15 protein-coding genes are annotated in these 19,629 nt (G+C 61.7%); 8 read left to right on the forward strand and 7 right to left on the reverse strand.

Annotated features, from left to right (window positions below; genetic code table 11):
- Positions 1-168: 168 nt before the first annotated feature.
- From AC07RO_RS23115 to AC07RO_RS23145, 7 genes are all read left to right on the forward strand, one after another.
- A complete protein-coding gene (locus AC07RO_RS23115) occupies positions 169-1,410 on the forward strand; it encodes an SfnB family sulfur acquisition oxidoreductase (protein ID WP_495087150.1) in 1,242 nt (413 codons plus the stop codon).
- A 37-nt stretch (positions 1,411-1,447) separates the two neighbouring features.
- The gene (locus tag AC07RO_RS23120) at positions 1,448-2,653 is read left to right on the forward strand and encodes an SfnB family sulfur acquisition oxidoreductase (RefSeq protein ID WP_495087176.1); all 1,206 of its coding nucleotides are present in this window, start codon (positions 1,448-1,450) and stop codon (positions 2,651-2,653) included.
- The gene (locus AC07RO_RS23125) at positions 2,653-4,026 is read left to right on the forward strand and encodes an LLM class flavin-dependent oxidoreductase (protein ID WP_495087151.1); all 1,374 of its coding nucleotides are present in this window, start codon (positions 2,653-2,655) and stop codon (positions 4,024-4,026) included. The genes AC07RO_RS23120 and AC07RO_RS23125 overlap by 1 nt, the downstream gene beginning before the upstream one ends.
- Before the next feature lie 95 nt (positions 4,027-4,121).
- Positions 4,122-4,916 carry a MetQ/NlpA family ABC transporter substrate-binding protein gene (locus AC07RO_RS23130; protein WP_192173025.1) on the forward strand — a complete coding sequence of 265 codons (795 nt, stop codon included), beginning with the start codon at positions 4,122-4,124 and terminating at the stop codon, positions 4,914-4,916.
- A gap of 2 nt (positions 4,917-4,918) precedes the next feature.
- Entirely contained in the window at positions 4,919-6,049 is a 1,131-nt protein-coding gene (locus AC07RO_RS23135) for a methionine ABC transporter ATP-binding protein (protein ID WP_495087152.1), read from the forward strand.
- Positions 6,039-6,683, forward strand: coding sequence for a methionine ABC transporter permease (locus AC07RO_RS23140; protein ID WP_122536756.1), 645 nt, complete (start codon positions 6,039-6,041; stop codon positions 6,681-6,683). The genes AC07RO_RS23135 and AC07RO_RS23140 overlap by 11 nt, the downstream gene beginning before the upstream one ends.
- 439 nt (positions 6,684-7,122) lie before the next feature.
- A complete protein-coding gene (locus tag AC07RO_RS23145; protein ID WP_495087153.1) occupies positions 7,123-7,749 on the forward strand; it encodes a class I SAM-dependent methyltransferase in 627 nt (208 codons plus the stop codon).
- Between the two features lie 43 nt (positions 7,750-7,792).
- On the opposite strand, the gene AC07RO_RS23150 is transcribed toward AC07RO_RS23145, so the two are convergent.
- Positions 7,793-10,045, reverse strand: a complete 2,253-nt coding sequence (locus tag AC07RO_RS23150) for a glycoside hydrolase (RefSeq protein ID WP_495087154.1) — start codon at positions 10,043-10,045, stop codon at positions 7,793-7,795.
- Between the two features lie 259 nt (positions 10,046-10,304).
- On the opposite strand from AC07RO_RS23150, the gene AC07RO_RS23155 reads away from it, so the two are divergent.
- Entirely contained in the window at positions 10,305-10,751 is a 447-nt protein-coding gene (locus AC07RO_RS23155) for a carbohydrate binding domain-containing protein (protein ID WP_495087155.1), read from the forward strand.
- 72 nt (positions 10,752-10,823) lie between these two features.
- Here the strand turns inward: AC07RO_RS23155 and AC07RO_RS23160 are convergent, their stop codons facing one another.
- From AC07RO_RS23160 to AC07RO_RS23185, 6 genes are all read right to left on the reverse strand, one after another.
- Positions 10,824-13,964: an efflux RND transporter permease subunit gene (locus tag AC07RO_RS23160; protein WP_192173030.1), complete on the reverse strand. Its 3,141-nt coding sequence runs from the start codon at positions 13,962-13,964 to the stop codon at positions 10,824-10,826.
- A complete protein-coding gene (locus AC07RO_RS23165; RefSeq protein ID WP_495087156.1) occupies positions 13,961-15,031 on the reverse strand; it encodes an efflux RND transporter periplasmic adaptor subunit in 1,071 nt (356 codons plus the stop codon). The genes AC07RO_RS23160 and AC07RO_RS23165 overlap by 4 nt, the downstream gene beginning before the upstream one ends.
- Positions 15,028-16,167, reverse strand: a complete 1,140-nt coding sequence (locus AC07RO_RS23170) for an efflux RND transporter periplasmic adaptor subunit (protein WP_346630890.1) — start codon at positions 16,165-16,167, stop codon at positions 15,028-15,030. The genes AC07RO_RS23165 and AC07RO_RS23170 overlap by 4 nt, the downstream gene beginning before the upstream one ends.
- A 552-nt stretch (positions 16,168-16,719) precedes the next feature.
- Complete coding sequence (locus AC07RO_RS23175; protein WP_282371876.1) at positions 16,720-17,754, reverse strand: ABC transporter substrate-binding protein; 1,035 nt, start codon at positions 17,752-17,754, stop codon at positions 16,720-16,722.
- An 87-nt stretch (positions 17,755-17,841) separates the two neighbouring features.
- Positions 17,842-18,708 carry an ABC transporter permease gene (locus AC07RO_RS23180; RefSeq protein WP_122536747.1) on the reverse strand — a complete coding sequence of 289 codons (867 nt, stop codon included), beginning with the start codon at positions 18,706-18,708 and terminating at the stop codon, positions 17,842-17,844.
- A gap of 39 nt (positions 18,709-18,747) precedes the next feature.
- The gene (locus AC07RO_RS23185; protein ID WP_423573830.1) at positions 18,748-19,629 is read right to left on the reverse strand and encodes an ABC transporter ATP-binding protein; all 882 of its coding nucleotides are present in this window, start codon (positions 19,627-19,629) and stop codon (positions 18,748-18,750) included.

Consider the following 19,629-nt stretch of genomic DNA (forward strand, 5'->3'; position numbering starts at 1 on the left):
TATGCTTATTCCTAAATGTGAGTTTATTTAATTTTTATACACGCTTAGGGTATATGCACCGGACCACCGGACCATCGTCAATTTTCCCGCCGCTATCGCGGTATTGATTCGAGGTTCGAATGGTCAAGCACAACGACCCCAGTGCTCGCGCTCGTGAAGGTCACCACCATGACTGATCTGAACGCCCTTTCTGTCCAGCACACCCTGGACGTGGCTCCTCCCCTGCTCCCTGCCAACGTACTGCGCAACGACGCCGATGCCCTTGCCGCGGCCCATGAACTGGCCGCCATCGTGCGCACCCATGCCGCCACCCGTGACCGCGAGCGGCAACTGCCCTGGTCGGAAATCGAGCTGTTCAGCCGCAGCGGCCTGGGCAGCATCTCGGTACCGCGCGCATACGGCGGGCCGCAGGTGTCGTTCGTAACCGTGGCCGAGGTCTTCGCCATCCTCTCGGCGGCTGACCCTGCCGTGGGCCAGATTCCGCAAAACCATTTCGGGATTCTCAACTCGCTGATCGGCAGCGCCACCGAGGCGCAGAAAGAAAACCTGTTCGCCAGCGTGCTCGGCGGCGCACGTATCGGCAACGGCGGCCCCGAACGCGGGACCAAAAACACCCTCGACGTCAGAACGCGAATAACTGCGGACGGTGATCAGTTTTTGCTCAATGGCCGCAAGTTCTACTCGACCGGCGCGCTGTTCGCCCACTGGGTGGCGGTCAAGGCCATCAATGACGACGGCAAACAAGTGCTGGTGTTCGTGCCTCGCGGGACGCCGGGGCTGCACATCATCGACGACTGGTCCGGCTTCGGTCAGCGCACCACCGCCAGCGGCAGCGTGCTGCTGGAAAACGTGCGCGTGAGTGGCGAACTGGTTGTTGATAACTGGAAGCTGGGCCTGTCTCCGAACATTCAGGGCGCGGTCTCGCAACTGATTCAGGCCGCCATCGATGCGGGCATTGCCCGGGAAGCCATCGACGAAAGCATTCGTTTTGTGCGCGAGCGTTCGCGGCCGTGGATCGACGCCAATGTCGAGCGTGCTGGCGACGATCCGTATGTGATCGCTGACATCGGCAAGCTGAAACTCGAGCTGCACGCCGCCGAAGCGCTGTTGCGCAAGGCCGGCCGCGCGCTGGATGACATCGCCGCCGAACCCATCGACGAACACTCAGCGGCGCGGGCGTCCATCGTGGTCGCCGAAGCCAAGGTGCTGACCACGCAAATCGCCCTGCAGGCCAGCGAAAAGCTGTTCGAGCTGTCGGGCAGTCGCGCGACGCTGGCCGAATTCGATCTCGATCGTCACTGGCGCAACGCGCGGGTTCACACCCTCCACGACCCGGTGCGCTGGAAGGTCCACGCCGTCGGCGCCTGGCACTTGAACGGCGCCCTGCCCGCCCGTCACTCCTGGATATAACCAGACCACTGGAAGCACACCTATGAGCCTTCAAACCTTGCCGCGTGACACGCAGGCTACCGCCGTGACCGCGATCATTCGTGACGACGCCGAGGCGCTGCGTATCGCCCGCACGCTGGCGGAAGATTTCAAGCAACAGAGCGCGACGCGTGATCGCGAACGTCGCCTGCCCCATCAGGAACTGGAGGCGTTTTCCCGCTCGGGACTGTGGGGCATCAGTGTGCCAAAGGCCTTTGGCGGCGCTGGCGTGTCCAATGTCACCCTGGCCGAGGTCATTCGGATCATCTCTGCCGCCGACGCCTCTCTGGGGCAAATTCCACAGAACCACTTTTATGCGCTGGAAGTGCTGCGGGTGAATGGCAGCCCGGCGCAGCAGGCGCGGCTGTACGCCGAGGTCCTCGCCGGTCAGCGCTTCGGTAACGCGCTGGCTGAACTGGGCACCAAAACCGCCCACGACCGCACCACCCGACTGAGCCGCGACGGCAACGGCTGGCGCATCAACGGCCGCAAGTTCTACGCCACCGGCGCGCTTTACGCTCAACGCATACCCACTTCGGTCGTTGATGACAACGGCGTGCAGCAGTTGGCATTCGTGCCGGCGAACGCCGCAGGGCTGAGCGTGATCGACGACTGGAGCGGCTTCGGCCAGCGCACCACGGGCAGCGGCTCGGTGGTGTTCGATAACGTGTACGTTGACGCCGACGACGTGGTGCCGTTTCAGACCGCCTTCGAGCGCCCAACCACCGTCGGCCCTCTCGCACAAATCCTCCATGCGGCCATCGACACCGGCATCGCCCGCGCTGCCTTTGAAGACGCACTGCATTTTGTGCGCACCCGCACGCGGCCCTGGATCGATTCCGGCATCGAAAAAGCCGTCGATGACCCGCTGACGCTGCACAGCTTCGGCAAGCTCGGCATTCGCCTGCACGCCGCCGAAGCCTTGCTCGAACGTTCGGGGGAATTCCTGGATCGGGCCCAGGCCGACACCACAGCCGATAATCTGGCCCAGGCATCGATTGCGGTCGCGGAGGCGCGGGCGATCAGCACCGACATCTCATTGGAAGCCGGCAGCACCTTGTTCGAACTCGCCGGTTCCCAGGCCACGCTGGCGGAGCACGGCCTTGACCGGCACTGGCGCAACGCGCGGGTCCACACGTTGCACGACCCGGTGCGCTGGAAGTATCACGCCATCGGCAACTACTACCTCAATGACGTCAACCCGCCACGCCGGGGGACGATCTGATGAGCAAGAAAAAGATCCTGCTCAACGCGTTCAACATGAACTGCATCGGCCACATCAACCACGGTTTCTGGACACACCCACGGGATACGTCCACCCAGTACAAGACCCTCGAATACTGGACCGAACTGGCGCAGCTGCTGGAGCGCGGGCTGTTTGACGGCTTGTTTATTGCGGACATCGTCGGGGTCTATGACGTCTATCAGAAGTCGGTGGACGTCACCCTGAAGGAGTCGATCCAGTTGCCGGTGAATGATCCGCTGCTGCTGGTATCGGCCATGGCCGCAGTCACCAAAAACCTCGGCTTCGGCCTGACCGCCAACCTCACCTACGAGGCGCCCTATCTGTTCGCCCGGCGCATGTCGACGCTGGATCACCTGACCCGCGGCCGCGTGGGCTGGAACATCGTCACCGGCTATCTGGACAGCGCCGCGCGCGCGATGGGCCTGACCGAGCAGATCGAACACGACCGCCGCTACGACCAGGCCGATGAATACCTGGAGGTTTTGTACAAGCTGTGGGAAGGCAGTTGGGAGGACGACGCAGTCATCGAGGACCGTCAGGCGCGCGTCTACGCCCAGCCGGAAAAAGTCCATTACGTGCGGCACAGCGGCGAGTTCTATCAGGTGGAGGGTTATCACCTGTGCGAGCCGTCGCCGCAGCGCACACCGGTGCTGTTTCAGGCCGGGAGTTCCGAGCGCGGTTTGCAGTTTGCCGGCAGCAACGCCGAGTGCGTGTTCATCAGCGCGCAGAACAAACCCGCGACCCGCGAGCAGGTCGACAAGGTCCGCGCCAGTGCCGTGGCCGCCGGGCGCAACCCCGATGACATCAAAGTGTTCATGGGCCTCAACGTCATCGTCGGCCCCACCGAAGAAGCGGCGCGGGCCAAGCACGCGGAGTACCTGAACTACGCCAGCGCCGAGGCAGGGCTCGCGCATTTTGCTGCGTCCACCGGCATCGACTTTGCCGACTACGAGCTCGACGAGCCGATCCAGCACGTGAAAGGCAACGCCATTCAGTCGGCCACGAAGATTCTCAAGAACAACGACTGGACCCGCCAGAAGCTGCTCGATCAACACGCCCTCGGCGGCCGTTACATCACGCTGATCGGCTCGCCCGGGCAGGTCGCCGACGAGCTGGAATCGTGGATTGCCGAAACCGGCCTGGACGGCTTCAACCTGACCCGCATCGTCACCCCGGAGAGCTACGAGGATTTCATCGATCTGGTGATCCCCGAGCTGCAACGGCGCGGCTCGTACAAGACCGCCTACGAGCACGGCACCTTGCGCGAGAAGCTGTTTGAGGACGGCAACGCTCGACTGCCGGAACGGCATGCGGGGGCGAGCTTCAGGACACTCACCCCATCACAGGCGTGAGCGAGCTCGAACTCCGTGGGAGCGAGCTTGCTCGCGAAGACGGCTCCACAGACACCCAAGAATTCAAACCAGACCACTGACCCGGATTACCACCCATGACCAAAACCCTCCTCACCCTCGCCCTGTCCCTGGGCCTGTTTGCCGGCGTCACCCACGCTGCCGATCAACCGCTCAAAGTCGGCACCACGGCTGCGTTTGCCATCCCGCTGGAAGCGGCCGTCGCCGAAGCCGATAAACAAGGCCTGAAGGTGGAGCTGGTGGAATTCACCGACTGGATCGCGCCCAACGTCAGCCTCAACGCCGGCGACATTGACGTGAACTACTTCCAGCACATCCCGTTTCTGGAAAACGCCAAAGCGGCGTCGGGTTTTGATCTGGTGCCGTACGCGCCGGGCATCATCAACAATGTCGGGCTGTACTCGAAGAAGTACAAAAGCTTCGATGAGCTGCCAACCGGCGCCACCGTCGCAATCGCCAATGACCCGATCAATAGCGGACGCGGCCTGCAACTGTTGGCCAAGGCCGGCTTGATCACGTTGAAACCGGGCGTGGGTTACAAGGCCACCGAAGACGACATCACCGCCAACCCGAAGAAGATCAAGCTGATCCAGGTCGAAGCCGTGCAGCTGGTGCGCGCCTATGACGATGCCGATCTGGTGCAGGGCTACCCGGCCTACATTCGTCTGTCGAAGACCTTCGATGCTGGCTCGGCGATTCTGTTCGACGGCCTCGATCACCCGGAGTACGTGATTCAGTTCGTCATCAAGCCCGACCACAAGGATGACCCGCGTCTGGCCAAGTTCATCGACATCTACCAACACTCGCCGGTCGTGCGAGCCTCGCTGGATAAGGTCAATGGCTCGCTGTATCAGGTTGGCTGGAAGAACTGATCATGACGGCATCCGCGCAACGCACTTTGACGCTTGAGGGTGCTGCAGCTCCCCATGCCGCCGAGCAAGCCGAACTGCACCCGCAGAAGCAACACGCCCATGTGCGCTTCATCAATCTGGGCAAGGTCTATCAAGGGCCGCAAGGGCCGGTGCCGGCGCTGCAGGGCATCGATCTGGATATCCAGCGCGGCGAAGTCTTCGGCATCATCGGCCGCAGCGGCGCAGGCAAATCGTCGCTGATTCGCACCATCAATCGCCTGGAAAAACCCAGCAGCGGACGCGTGCAGATCGATCAGGTGGACATCGGCGACTTCAACGAAGACACGCTGGTGGCGCTGCGCCGACGCATCGGCATGATCTTTCAGCATTTCAATCTGATGTCGGCCAAGACCGTTTGGCAGAACGTCGAGCTGCCGCTCAAAGTTGCGGGCGTGCCGAAGGCGCAGCGTCAGCGCAAAGTCGCCGAGCTGCTGGCATTGGTGGGGCTGGAAGGCAAGCACACCGCCTATCCCGCGCAATTGTCGGGCGGGCAGAAGCAGCGCGTCGGCATTGCCCGGGCGCTGGTGCATGATCCAGCGATTCTGCTGTGCGACGAGGCGACCTCGGCCCTCGACCCGGAAACCACGCAATCGATTCTCGGCCTGCTGCGCGAGATCAATCAGCGCCTGGGCCTGACGATCATTTTGATCACCCACGAGATGGCGGTGATCCGGGAGATCTGTGACCGGGTGGTGGTGCTGGAAAAAGGTGAGGTCGTCGAGCAGGGCCCGGTCTGGCAGGTGTTCGGCAACCCGCAGCATGAAGTGAGCAAGACGCTGCTGGCGCCGCTGCAACATGCGCTGCCGGAGGATTTGCAGGCGCGCTTGCAGCCGCAGCCATCCGAACAACACGTCAGCGTTGTGCTGGACCTGCAATTCACCGGCAGCGACGGCAAGGAGCCTGATTTGTCGGCACTGTTCAATGCATTTGGCGGGCGGGTGAGCCTGCTGCATGGCGGCGTCGAACGCATTCAGGGGCGTGCGCTGGGTCACCTGCTGCTGGCGGTAAGTCATTCGCCGCTGTCGGCGGACGAATTGCTCAATCGTGCCCGCAAACACGCGCAGCACGCGGAGGTATTGGGTTATGTGGCTTGATCGTCTGTGGCAGGGCGTCATCGACACCTTTCTGATGGTGGGCGTGTCGTCGCTGATTGCGTTGATTCTGGGCATTCCACTGGCGGTGATTCTGGTCACCAGCGGCAAGGGAGGCATTTTTGAGGCGCCCAATGTGAACCGGGTGCTGGGCGCGTTCGTGAATATTTTTCGTTCGGTGCCGTTCCTGATTCTGATGGTCGCGCTGATTCCGTTCACGCGGCTGATCGTCGGCACGACCTACGGCGTGTGGGCGGCGGTGGTGCCGCTGACCATCGCGTCGACGCCATTCTTCGCGCGTATTGCGGAAGTCAGCCTGCGCGAGGTGGACCACGGCCTGATCGAAGCGGCACAAGCGATGGGCTGCCGCCGGTGGCACATCGTCTGGCACGTGCTGTTGCCCGAAGCGCTGCCGGGCATCGTCGGCGGATTTACCATCACCATTGTGACAATGATCAATTCGTCGGCCATGGCCGGTGCCATCGGCGCGGGCGGCCTGGGCGACATCGCTTATCGCTACGGTTATCAGCGGTTTGATACGCAGGTGATGCTCACCGTGATCGTGTTGCTCGTGATCCTGGTAGCGGTGATTCAGTTGGGCGGGGATCGATTGGCATTGCGACTGAACAAGCGCTGATCAAAGAGCGCCTTCCCTGCAGGACTGGCTGAATCCGGTCCCACTATCGGCATGCGTTCATTCAGTAGGACTGGCTTTAGCCGGGAAAGCGTGAGGCGTCACCCTGCAAAGTTGATGGCGCTGCCACGGGCCTCTTCCCGGCTGAAGCCGGTCCGACTAACAGCATGCGTTCATTCAGTAGGACTGGCTTTAGCCGGGAAAGCGTCAGGCGTCACCCTGCAAAATTGATGGCGCTGCCACGGGCCTCTTCCCGGCTGAAGCCGGTCCTACTAACGGCGTGCGTTCGTGGGACCGGCTTTAGCCGGAAAAGCGTCAGGCGCCACACTGCAAAATTGATGGCGCTGCCAGCCGGTCCCACTAACGGCGTGCAGTCCCGCCAGGAGATTGCAATTCGGGAGCGGGGTATATTGGCGGCCTTATTCGCCCAGACAACCACCTCATGAAACTTGATCAAACCGACCTCGCTCAGATCACGGCCACTACCCTCGGCAACTACAACGATGTCGCCGAGGGTTTTCGCGAAGGTACGCGTGACCACGATGTGAGCCAGAACATTGATGCGCTGGTGCGCAATCTCACAGGCCCGGCGCCGTTTCAGATTCTGGATTTCGGCTGCGGGCCTGGCCGTGATCTGCAGACCTTCACTGCCATGGGCCACATCGCCACTGGCCTGGATGGCTCCGAACGCTTCGCCGAGATGGCCCGCGCCGACAGCGGCTGCGAGGTGCTGCACCAGAACTTCCTGGAACTTGATCTGCCCGCGGAACGCTTCGACGGCATCTTCGCCAACGCCTCGCTGTTCCACGTACCGCGTCAGGAATTGCCTCGGGTGCTGCGTGAGTTGCGCGCCGCACTCAAGCCCGGCGGCGTGCTGTTCAGCTCCAATCCCCGAGGCGACAATCAGGAAGGCTGGAAAGGCGAGCGCTATGGCGCGTTCCATGATCTGGAGTCGTGGAGCGCGTTACTGACCGAGGCCGGGTTCACCGAAGTCGAGCATTACTACCGACCGCCGGGATTGCCGAAAGATCAACAGCCATGGCTGGCGAGCGTGTGGCGCAAGGTCTGACCGCTACAGGTCTCCCGTAGCAAGACTCGGAAAACCTGGCGCATCAGCCGCCCTCGTCCGTTGCGTGATAGACGCTGACCGCTCCGTCAGGCGCAATCGCCGTCACGCTATGCCCTGTATACCGGGTCGTCCCCACCTCACGCGTCCCACCATCGAAGTTCGCCACCAGCCTCGTTCCGTCCGCGAACGTGGTCTGCTGAACTTGGCGATCAAGCGTCAGCCAACTGAACGCCGTCATCGCCTGGGTACCAAGGCGCTCATGCAGTGGCCGGAAAAACCGATCCTGACGCTGCATCACCGGCAACCGCTCGCCCAGCGTCGCGCTGCTCAGGTGATACAGCGGCGGCACGTTGTAGAGCAACTGGGCGAGCTCGTTCTCCTGCCTGACATTGACCAGTTTCAGGCTGTCAAAAAGCCAGTGATGAGTCGTGATGACCGATCCATGGAACACGGCCTGATAGAGCGGCAGGCGGGTCGTCGGATTGAAGTGAATGGTGCGATAAGGCTCCTTGATCGGTACCGGTTTGAAGAACACGTCCGGCTGCTCCGGCGGGTACCAACTGCCCAGGTACCAGCGGGAGGACTTGTGCTGGCTGAGCTCCGGATCACCCCATCCGATCACCGGCGTCTGCATGCCGTGGGCGAAAAGGATGCCTTGGGCGGTGACAGCATTGCCGTCCTCGGAACCTGAGGGCAGCGCTCGGGCCTCAGCCACCCACTGCGAAGCACTGACATTAGCGGCGGCGTTTTGCATCTCGGTCATGGTCGCGCCGGGCCGATAGCTGTCGAACAGCATCCCCGTGGCATAGGCGTCCAAAAACCAGCTATTGAAACCGGCAGCGGCCTGGACAGCTGTAACCCGCGCCTCCATTAAAGGCCGGACACAACGCGGATCGGTGTAATGCCCGGACTGTTGAAAACCGGCTTTGAACGTTCCGTCCTTCAGCACAATGGCGCATTGACGGTGTGCGTCGCTGCCCAGGTGAGCGGTCACCCAGTCCGGGTTTTCATGGGTCGCCAGAGCCGTTTCGTAGGAGTCATAGGGCGCAATCAGATACCCCGCCTGCACAGCGGCGCGAACGGCTTCGGGATGCCAGAGACCTCCCTCCCAACCTTCGCCGAGCCCCAGCCACAGGCGTGACAAACCAGATGCTTGCAGGCTCTCGATACCCTTCAGGGACAGCGCGCCGCCCCATGTCGACGGGTCATCCGCGAGGGCGCCGGCAAACAGACGGGCGACTTCCCCGCGAAGCTCACCGTAACGCGACGTCAACCGCGACACGTCGGGCTGGGCATCACGTTGCCATGCTTGTCTTGCGACAGAGCTGAACGCGCTGTTGAGACTGCGCAGCAGCGCGACTTGTTGCCAGCGCTGCAATTGTCCCTGGCTGCCACTCAGCAAAACCAGGGCTTCTTTATCCAGCCGGTTGCGCAACTGCACAGCCAGTGGGTCGTCGGACGCAAGTACCTGAGTCAGACGCCCCCAGGACTGAATATCATCAAGGGCCAACAGGTCGTTGCCCCACAGATACAGGTGAGCGGCGCCGAGCAGCTTGCGCCCCTCTGGGGTTTTCTCGAACTTGCTTTCCAGCGTCTGATATTCTCCATTGTCGATGAGCCACTGCCGGTAACGCCTTGCGCCAGCGAGCGGATCGGCGGCATCCAGCGACAGGCGAAAGGTCATTGGCGTGCTGAGATCCAGCGCCGTGAACTCATGTCGGGCGGACAAACCCAGGGCGTCACCTTGGGGATGCAAACGAAGGCGGTTGTTGAATGGATGGGTCAACAGCCAGGTCAGGGTGAATGCGCCGTGGTCCATGCTCCATAACGGGAGACTGAGGTCCTGTGTGGTATTGATCTCGCCCTGGGTCGCAAGAAACTGCTGCCAGACAGTGTTCCCCCGAGGGACATAATGCCCCTCGGCCATCGGCCAGATCAGCGCTTTGCCCATGGCGTCGCCTGGCTGATTCAGGAACTCCAGTACCCCCGTATTCCGGGCCTTGATGGTCAGCAAAAGGTCACGTTGCTGCAGCCGGGCTTCGAGATGCCAGGCGCCCTCGTCCCACTGCCACGCGAGGTAGTCCTGCGAAGTCTTGAGCTCACTGACGCGATGCGCCTTGACCCCGCTTGACGCTTGCAAAGCAGATTGCCCGCTCGGCGAGACGCGGACCGCGAGTGTCTGCGGGTCAACGTCCACCCGCCAGAAGTCGTTTTCCAACGTTTCAGCCGAACTGCCGAATGGGAGCATCCAGCCCAACAAGAGGCAGACACACAAGCGTACCAAGGAAAAAGACATGTCGAGCCCCGCGAAGCGATTCAGCGGGGCACAGTAAGGCAGGGACCGACGAGTGTCTGTCGGACCGTTCCTAAATCACGACTGGCCTTGCCCCACCTCGCAAATGCTCGCTCAATTGACGGGGGTCCGGGACTGTCATTTCTGACAGTAGCCCCTTCCTGTCCCCGCGCACACACTGGACCCGCGCCATGAGTGCCAACCACGATCCGGTTGCCTGATGAACACAGGCTGCCAATCGCCAATCAGCAAGGGAATGACGATGAGTAATTTATTGAAAAACAGTGACTTCGCATCGGGCGAATTAGAGCCCTGGACCATCACCCCCACTGAGGTCACTGGGGAGATCAAGAAAGAGGGGGCGGTTTACTACGTGCAGCTGGCAAAGGCAGCCGGTCTGTCCCAGTCCCTCCCGGAGGGCAATTATAAACCCAGCCAATTTAGTTTTTATGTGCGGGCCGGGGAAATTATAAAGCCCGGCGATTCCATAGTATTCAGTTATGGGGTGCTGATCAGTACGGTCGGGAGCGCCGAGGCGTTTGGTGACATTTCGGTAGCAACCGAGGAGTGGACGGAAGTCACTCTCGAGATGAACCGCAAACCGATCCCTGCCACTACGGTGACCGTGCAGGTACACACCGTCTCTGATCCGGAAAAGTTGAAAACTCAGGCAGGGCAGGTGCATTTCAAAGATTTCGAGCTGACCTGACACCCCCCCTCACCGGTGCGCAGATAAAAAGCGGAAGTGGCCACCCGACCGCTTCCGCCTGAACCATAGGTATTAATGCGCGGGAGAGGACGCGCCGTCGTCCGTATCGTCATCACGGCGGTGTTGCTCTTCCTGCTGGCGTTCCTGATGTTTGCGCCGCTCCTCCTCACTCGGCTCCTTGATCTTGTACCAGGCCACGTACAGCGCCGGCAGGAACAGCAACGTCAGCAGGGTTGCAATGATGATCCCGCCGATCATTGCGTAAGCCATTGGCCCCCAGAACACTTCGCGGGCGATCGGGATCATGCCCAGGCTCGCCGCCGCAGCGGTCAGCAGGATCGGACGGCGCCGGTGTTCGGTCGCTTCCGCCACCGCATCCCACGGCAGATAGCCCGCCACCTCGTACTCATGAATCTGGGTCACCAGAATCACCGAGTTGCGGATGATGATGCCGATCAGCGCCAGAATCCCGAGGATCGCCACAAAGCCCATCGGCGTTCCGGTCGGCACCAGCGCGAGCACCACGCCGATCAATCCCAACGGCGCCACACTGGCGACGATGAACATCTTCTGCACGCTGTGCAGCTGGATCATCAGGAAGGTCGCCATCAGGAAGATCATCAACGGCACGACCTTGGCGATCGGCCCTTGAGCCTTGCCGCTCTCCTCCACCGTGCCGCCCGTGGCGACCTTGTAGCCCACCGGCAAACCGGCGGCGAATTTGTCGATCTCGGGCTTGAGCTCCTTGACCAGGTCGGTCGGCTGCATATCGTCGCTCACGGCCGCCTTGAGCGTGATCGTCGGTTTGCGATCGCGACGCCACACCAGCGGCTGTTCCAGCTCGTAGCGCACGTTGGCAAACGCCAGCAGCGGAATCGACGTGCCCTGGGGCGTAACGATCTGCAGGTTCTGCAGGGTTTCCGGCGACCCGCGCTCGGCATCCACCGCGCGCCCGACGACATTGATCAGGTAGATGTCGTCGCGCACCTGGGTCACCGCCGAGCCGGTCACGACGCTGTTCATCAGCTGCGCAACATCCTCGGACGACAGCCCCAACTGCCGCGCCTTGTCCTGATTGATGTCGATGCGCAGGACTTTCCCGGGCTCGTTCCAGTCGTAGATCATCTCGCCGATGTGTTGATTCTTGTCGAGCAGGGTGGCGAGTTCGATGGCGTGCTGGCGCACTTCATCAATGTTCTCGCCGCTGACCCGGTACTGAATCGGGCGCCCCACCGGCGGCCCCATTTCCAGCGCCTGCACATAAGTGCCGATGCCGACGAAGTCGTCACGCAAGCGTTTTTGCAAGCGCTCGGTCAACGCGCCGCGCTCTTCCAGCCCTTTGCTGACGATCACCAACTGTGCGTAATACGGGTTTTCCAGCTGCTGATCCAGCGGCAGGTAGAAACGCACCGCGCCTTCGCCGATGTAGGTGCTCCAGCTGACGATGTCCGGATCGTCCTTGAGGGTCGCCTCGAGCTTGTCCACCGCGCGGCGCGTCTCGTTGATCGATGCGTTCTGCGGCAGGTTGAGGTCGACCAGAATCTCCGGGCGGTCCGATGACGGGAAGAATTGGTTCTGCACGAAGCGCATGCAGAACAGCGACGTGGCAAATAGCAAAATCGTGATGATGATGGTCAGCCAGCGATGACGCATGGCCCAGAACATCGAGCCGTTGAAGGCTCTGGCGATGCGTCCGGGCTTGGCGTTTTCGTCGTGCTTCTTCACGTTTTCGCTAAGGATGTGCACGCCGATCACCGGGGCGAACAGCACGGCAACGACCCACGACACCAGCATGGCGACGGCAATCACCGCGAACAGGGTGAAGGTGTATTCCCCCGCCGAGCTGGCGTTCAGGCCGATCGGCACGAAGCCCGCAACCGTCACCAGCGTACCGGTGAGCATCGGGAAGGCCGTCGAGGTGTAGGCGTACGTCGCGGCCTGGGCTTTGGTTTCGCCTTTTTCAAGGCGCGACACCATCATCTCCACCGTGATCATCGCGTCATCGACCAACAGGCCAAGGGCAATAATCAGGGCGCCCAGGGAAATACGCTGCATGGTGATGCCGCTGTACTCCATGAACACGAAGACCATCGCCAGCACCAACGGAATCGAGCAGGCCACCACCAGCCCCGCACGCATGCCAAGGCTGATGAAGCTGACGATCAGCACGATCACCACCGCTTCAAACAGCGCGCTGGTGAAGCCGCCGACGGCCTTCTCGACCACCTGCGCCTGATCGGACACCACATGCACGCCGACGCCAATCGGCAGGTCGGCGGTCGCCGCGCTCATGCGTTCGTGCAGCTGTTTGCCGAACTCCTGAACGTTGCCGCCCTTCTTCATGGCGATGGCCAGGCCGATGGCAGGCTTGCCGTCGAAGCGGAACAACGGCTTGGGCGGATCCACATAGCCGCGGGTGATTTCGGCGATGTCGCTCAAGCGATAGAAGCGATCGTTGAGGCGCAGGTTGACGTTTTCGAGGTCTTTTTCCGAGGCGAACTGGCCGGAGGTGCGCACGGAAATGCGCTCCGGACCGGCCTCGATGACCCCGGCGGGCGTCACGGTGTTTTGTGATTGCAGGCTCTGCACGACCTGGCGCTGATCAAGGCCCAGTGCCGCCAGTTTGCGAGTGGAGAAGTTCAGGTACAGCACTTCGTCCTGCTCGCCGATCATTTCGACTTTGCCCAGACCCGGCACGTCGCGAATCTGGACGCGCACTTGTTCCACGTAGTCGCGTAACTGGCGCAGGGTCAGGCCGTCGGAGGTGAAGGCGTAAATCGATCCGTAAACGTCGCCGAACTCATCGTTGAACGCCGGGCCCTGAATACCTTGGGGGAACTGCCCGCGAATGTCATCGATCTTCTTGCGAACCTGGTACCAGATTTCGGGAATGGCCTCAGCGCTGGTGGTGTCGCGCAGGTAAACCATAACAGTGGACTCGCCCGGCCGGGTGTAGCTCTTCACGTAATCGAGGGAGTCGAGCTCTTCGAGCTTTTTCTCGATGCGGTCGGTGACCTGCTCCAGGGTTTCATCCACGGTCGCGCCCGGCCAGCGGGTTTGTATGACCATGGTCTTGATGGTGAACGAAGGGTCTTCTTCACGACCCAGGTTCATGTAGGAAAACACGCCCATCAGCAGGCCGACGAACATCAGGTACCAAACGAAAGACTGATGCTTGATCGCCCAATCGGAGAGGTTGAACTTCCCTTTCATCGCGGGCTTTCCTTATCGACTTTGATTTTCTGCCCCGGCTTGAGGCTATTGACCCCGGCGGTCACAACTCGATCGCCGTTGTTGACCCCACCGGCCAGTACCACTGAATCATCACTGCGGCTGACGACTGTGACGACGCGTGGGGAAACGGTCTGGTTCTGCACGTCGATGACCCAGATCTGCGTCTTGCCGTCGATCTCCTGAACGGTCGTGGCGGGCAATTCGATGCGCGGTTTGATCGCCGAGCTCAGGGTGACGCTGATCGCTGTGCCCAGACGGAAGGCCGCCGGCGTATCCGCCAGGGTCAAACGTGCGCGACGGGTGCGGGTGGTGCTTTCGGCCTGGGGCTCGAGTTCTCGCACGGTTGCGGTGGTGTTGATCTCTGGCTCCAGCTGGCTGGCGACTTTGAACACCACGTCGCTGGGCAGTTGATCACTCAGTTGCGCCGGCAAATCAATGACCGCCTCTTTGATGTCCGGGCGCGCCAGTGTCACCACCTGCTCGCCCGCGCTGACCACTTGGCCGGCCTCGACTTTCCATTCGGTGACGACGGCATCGTGATCGGCGCGCAGCTCGCTGTAGCTCAGTTGATCCTTGGCCTGTTGCATCGCGGCCTTGGCCTGATCGTAGGAAGATTGAGTGGTTTTCAGGTCGGTGACCGCGACATCCAGCGCGGCCTGGGCGCCAACGCCGCGATCAAACAACTCTTGTTGCCGACGGGCGTTGGCCTGGGCGTTGATCAGCTGGGCTTCGACCCGGGCGAGATCGCCCTGGGTCGAGCGCACTTGGTTCTGTTGGTCCGTCGGGTCGAGCACGGCGAGCATGTCGCCCTTCTTGACCTGTGCGCCGACGTCGACGCTGCGCTGGGCAATGCGACCCGAGACGCGAAAGCCCAGAGTGCTTTCATAGCGCGCGGCGATGTTCCCGGCGAAACGACCCAGGCTTTCCTGAGCCTGGGGTTTCACCTCAATGAACAGCACCGGCCGAACCGGCTCGGGTGCCGGCTCTTCCTTGCTGCATGCGCTCAACAACAGGCCCGCCAGCACAACCCCCGACAAGCGCTTCATTGCTGGGCTCCTGTCAGCTGTTTCGAGGCATCGGGGTACACGTCGGCGAGCTCCACCTGCATGTCCGGGTGCAGCAACTGGTTACCGGCAACGACCACTTTTTCACCATTCTTCAAACCGTCGACAATGATCACTTTGCCGGTCAGGTAGCGCCCGACCGTGACGCTGCGCAGGCTGACCTTGTTATCCCCATCGACCACCCACACCGCCGGCTTGCCGAGCTGATCGCCCAGGCCTTTGGTCAGCGCGGACCACGGCAGCTCGACGCTGGTCCTGGCCGGCACGCTCAGCGCGGCACTGACCACCGAACCCAGATCCATGCCCGGCGGCAGCGAGGTGAGGGCGATCTTCACTTGCAGCGTGCCGGTTTGCGCCGATACGGCTGGCGTGACTTCGCGCACCTTGCCGACGGCCTTGACCTTCGGGTTGTCCAGCAGCGTCACTTCGACCGGCTGGTCGGTCGGCGGGTTGACGAACAGCGACTCGTAAACGTTGAACACGGCGTCGCGCTCGCCATCGCGGGCCAGGCTGAAGATCGGCGCGGTGGGCTGTACGACCTGCCCCACTTCGGCCTGCCGCGCGGTAATGATGCCCGGCGCATCGGCGATCAATGCGGTGTAGCCCAGTTGCTCGCGGGCGTTGGCCAGTTGCGCCTGGGCGGCTTTGAGCGCGCTCTGACTGCCACGAAGCTGGGCTTGGGCGGAATCGTATTCACTGCGGCTGGTGTAGCCCTTGGGCAAGAGCTTTTCCTGACGCACGAAGGCGGCGGAAGTCTGTTTCACGCGCGCCTGCTCGGCGGCAACGGCAGCGAGGGCGGAGTCGACGTTGGTCTGCAGGTCTTTGGGGTCGAGTTTGGCCAGCACTTGTTTGGCCGACACCCGATCGCCCACGTCGACCGTGCGCTGAATGATCTTGCCGCCCACCCGGAATGAAAGCTGGGTCTGCACCCGCGCCTGGACATCGCCGGTCAGCGCGACGTCCGCAGCGAAATCGGCCGTCTTGACCTCCTGGGCCTGCACGCGTGCGCGCACCGGTTCCTGGGGCTTTTCCTTCCCGCAGCCAGCAAGCACGGCCAGGCACAGACCGAGGGAAAGAACGGTCAGACGACCATGAAAAAAGAAGGGTTGGGCGGGCATGCAAGCTCCTTGTGCCAATGCCGTTGCGACACCGCGCCGCCGGACGCCGTTGCGATGTGATCATGCGACTGTGAGCTTACATCAGGGTTCCTTGAGGCACCGAACTCTGCCGGCATCTACAGCGCACGCCAATCTACGCTAGAGCACGCCTGTTCGCGATGGGGGGTGGTCTGTGACATCGATGTTGGCAGACACACTGCCTTCGTGAGCAAGCTCACTCTCATGAACATGACAACGCCGCAGTTCTACCTGTGGACACAAAAATTGTGGGAGCGAGCTTGCTCGCGAAGGGGTCGAGACACCCCGCTGCATCTCTAGCGCCTGAATCGCCGCCTTCGCGAGCAATCTCGCTCCCACAGGGGGTGTGTTTGATGCCAGACAGCGCGTCGTCTGGACGACGGGATATGCCACAGGTTCGCGGCGCGCCAAATATCTGGGTCGCTCGTAAATCCACTGTAGGAGCCATCGGAGGTTACGACGGTCGCGAAGGCGGTGTGGCTGACACACCGCCCCCCATCAAGCCGGTCTAAACAGACCGACCAACGTTGAGGATCAACTACCCGCACCACCGTGGGCTTCTTCGAAGAAGAAGTCCTTCCAGCTGTCAGCCTTGTTTTTCAGCACACCCAGCTCGTGGAGCTTTTCGGCGTAGATGAACGTGCGCTGGGGCACGACGGTGAAGTCGATTTCCGGGTCGGAGACGATCTTCTCCACCAGCGGCAACGGCAGTTTCGATTTCTCGACGTCGATGTAGGTCTTCGCCGCCGCAGGTTTGTCGGCCTTGATGATCTTCTCGGCCTCGGCCAGTGCGTCGTAGAACGCTTTGTAGGTCTTCGGATTTTCGTCGTGGAATTTCTGAGTGGTGTAGAGCACGTTGAACGTTGCCTGGCCGCCCAGCACATCGTACGAACTCAGCACTTTATGCACGTTGGGGTTTTCCAGCTCCTGATACTGAAACGGAGGACTGGAGAAGTGCGCGCTGATCTCCGACCCGCCGGCAATCAGCGCCGACGTGGCGTCCGGGTGCGGCAGGCTGACGGAGATGTTGTCGAATTTCTTGAAATTGTCGTTCCCGAACAGCTTGGCGGTTTCGATCTGCAAGGTGCGCGACTGGAAACCCACGCCCGCCGCCGGCACGGCGATGCGGTCCTTTTCAGTGAAGTCGTTGAGGGTCTTCACGTTGGGGTTGTTACTGAGCAAATAATTGGGCATCGAGCCCAGCGAGGCGATGGCCTTGACGTTCTGCTTGCCCTTGGTCCGGTCCCAGATGGTCAGCATCGGCGGTACGCCCGCCGACACCACGTCCAGCGCGCCAGCCAGCAGGGCTTCATTCATCGCGGTGGCGCCGGAGATGCTGTTCCAGTCGACCTTGATGTCCAGGCCCTGCTCCTTGCCGTGTTTCTCGATCAGCTTCTGCTGCTGAACGACGTCCAGAATCAGATAACCGATGCCGAACTGCTGGGCGATGCTGATCTTGCCTTCAGCGTGAGCGCCGCTGCTCAACAAAGCGCCAGCCAGACCCAGGGCGGCGGCGAGCGCGGTCAGTGTCGGGCGCTTGAAAGGTGCAGCTGTTTTCAGAAATTCCATACATTTCTCACGATGAAGGCGAAAGGGGTGACGGACTCATGGCCCATTCAGCGGCCACAAGGCGGAGCGTTCGTTTGATAAAGCAGATCAGCGCTGCATGCCCCACCGCTTCACGGTCAGGCGCTCGACGTTACTGAACAGCAGGTTTTCCACCAGCAGACCAATGATGATCACCGCCGCCAGACCCGCGAATACCTTGTCGGTGTACAGCTCGTTGCGGTTCTGGAAGATGTACCAGCCCAGACCGCCCTTGCCCGAGGACGCGCCGAACACCAGTTCTGCGGCAATGAGGGTTCGCCACGCAAAGGCCCAGCCGATTTTCAGGCCCGCGAGAATCGAAGGCAGCGCCGCCGGAATCAGGATGTACCAGACGAACCGCAGGCCCTTGAGGCCGTAATTGCGCCCGGCCATGCGCTGGGTTTCCGAAACACCGAGAAACCCCGCGTACGTGTTCAATGCCAACGCCCAGAGCACCGAATGCACCAGCACGAAAATCAGGCTGTTTTCACCGAGGCCAAACCACAGCAGCGACAGCGGCAGCAGCGCGATGGCCGGCAACGGGTTGAACATCGCCGTCAGCGTGCCGAGCAGGTCGCGACCCAGTTGGGTCGACACCGCCAGCGTGGTCAGACCAAACGCCAGGACGATGCCGATCAGGTAACCCTTGACCAGGACCGTCAGGGAGATCCAGACCTTGGTCAGCAATTCGCCACTGGCGATGCCGTCGATAAACGCCGAAGCGGTTTGCAGAAAGCTCGGCAGCAGCAGGTCGTTGCCCTGAATGCGCGCGGCGATTTCCCAGATGATCGCCAGGGCGACAAGGATGACGGCTTTACGCACCCAGCTCACCTGCCAGATGCGTTGCGCGAGGGGAATGTCGCGGGCCAGATCTTCCTGAGTGAAAGGCTCCAGCACGACTTCGTATTCTTCCCGCAGAGGGGGTGAAAGGCTCATGGGTGCAATCTCTTGAGGGGGCAGCTCGGCGAACCGCGATCAGTAGGCAATACGAACATCCTGAAACCGCAGATCCGGCTCGACCGCAGGCGCTTCGCCCTCGTCGAACAGCAGCCGGTGAATCCGCTGGGCAGACGCCTGGAACTCGACGCCGCCAAGGCTCTTCAGGTTGTACTGATGGCTGTTGATCTCGGCGCGCACGCGGCCCGGATGGGGCGACAACAGCAGAATCCGATTGCCGACCACCAGCGCTTCCTCGATGGAGTGGGTCACGAACAGCAGCGTGAAGCGCACCTCTTCCCACAGCTCCAGCAGCTCTTCCTGCATCTTGCGGCGGGTCAACGCGTCGAGCGCGGCGAAGGGCTCATCCATCAACAGGATCTTGGGCTGCATCGCCAGCGCCCGGGCAATCGCCACGCGCGCCTTCATGCCGCCGGACAAGGTGTGCGGGTAAGCGTCAGCGAAAGCGCTCAGGCCGACTTTCTCCAGGTAATACCGCGCACGCTCCTCGGCTTCACGACGCTTGAGGGTGCGCGAGGCCAGCAGCGGAAACATGACGTTCTGGATCACCGTCTTCCACGGCGGCAACTGGTCGAATTCCTGAAACACCACAATGCGGTCCGGCCCCGGCTCCCTGACCTGCTGACCGGCCAGGCGAATCTGCCCTTCGCTGGGCTGAATGAACCCGGCCACGGCCTTGAGCAGCGTTGACTTGCCGCAGCCCGACGGGCCGAGCAGGACAAAACGGTCGGCAGGATCGATTTCAAAACTGACTTGATGGGTCGCCCGCACCACGCGTTCCGGCGTGCGGTATTCAAGGCTGACGCCTTGTACTTGCAGCAGCGCTTCAGCGGTGGGCTGATTGGCCTGTTGCGCGTTCAAGCGATCGCTAGCCGTGTGGCTTTGCAGAACAGCGTTCAT

The sequence above is a fragment of the Pseudomonas sp. GW821-FHT07F05 genome (genome assembly GCF_059418765.1).

Bases quoted from the DNA above. Each gene is read 5' to 3' on its own strand.
- AC07RO_RS23115 (WP_495087150.1), top strand. From the start codon at position 169: ATGACTGATCTGAACGCCCTTTCTGTCCAGCACACCCTGGACGTGGCT.
- AC07RO_RS23125 (WP_495087151.1), top strand. From the start codon at position 2,653: ATGAGCAAGAAAAAGATCCTGCTCAACGCGTTCAACATGAACTGCATC.
- AC07RO_RS23130 (WP_192173025.1), top strand. From the start codon at position 4,122: ATGACCAAAACCCTCCTCACCCTCGCCCTGTCCCTGGGCCTGTTTGCC.
- AC07RO_RS23135 (WP_495087152.1), top strand. From the start codon at position 4,919: ATGACGGCATCCGCGCAACGCACTTTGACGCTTGAGGGTGCTGCAGCT.
- AC07RO_RS23140 (WP_122536756.1), top strand. From the start codon at position 6,039: ATGTGGCTTGATCGTCTGTGGCAGGGCGTCATCGACACCTTTCTGATG.
- AC07RO_RS23145 (WP_495087153.1), top strand. From the start codon at position 7,123: ATGAAACTTGATCAAACCGACCTCGCTCAGATCACGGCCACTACCCTC.
- AC07RO_RS23150 (WP_495087154.1), bottom strand. From the start codon at position 10,045: ATGTCTTTTTCCTTGGTACGCTTGTGTGTCTGCCTCTTGTTGGGCTGG.
- AC07RO_RS23155 (WP_495087155.1), top strand. From the start codon at position 10,305: ATGAGTAATTTATTGAAAAACAGTGACTTCGCATCGGGCGAATTAGAG.
- AC07RO_RS23160 (WP_192173030.1), bottom strand. From the start codon at position 13,964: ATGAAAGGGAAGTTCAACCTCTCCGATTGGGCGATCAAGCATCAGTCT.
- AC07RO_RS23165 (WP_495087156.1), bottom strand. From the start codon at position 15,031: ATGAAGCGCTTGTCGGGGGTTGTGCTGGCGGGCCTGTTGTTGAGCGCA.
- AC07RO_RS23170 (WP_346630890.1), bottom strand. From the start codon at position 16,167: ATGCCCGCCCAACCCTTCTTTTTTCATGGTCGTCTGACCGTTCTTTCC.
- AC07RO_RS23175 (WP_282371876.1), bottom strand. From the start codon at position 17,754: ATGGAATTTCTGAAAACAGCTGCACCTTTCAAGCGCCCGACACTGACC.
- AC07RO_RS23180 (WP_122536747.1), bottom strand. From the start codon at position 18,708: ATGAGCCTTTCACCCCCTCTGCGGGAAGAATACGAAGTCGTGCTGGAG.
- AC07RO_RS23185 (WP_423573830.1), bottom strand. From the start codon at position 19,629: ATGAACGCTGTTCTGCAAAGCCACACGGCTAGCGATCGCTTGAACGCG.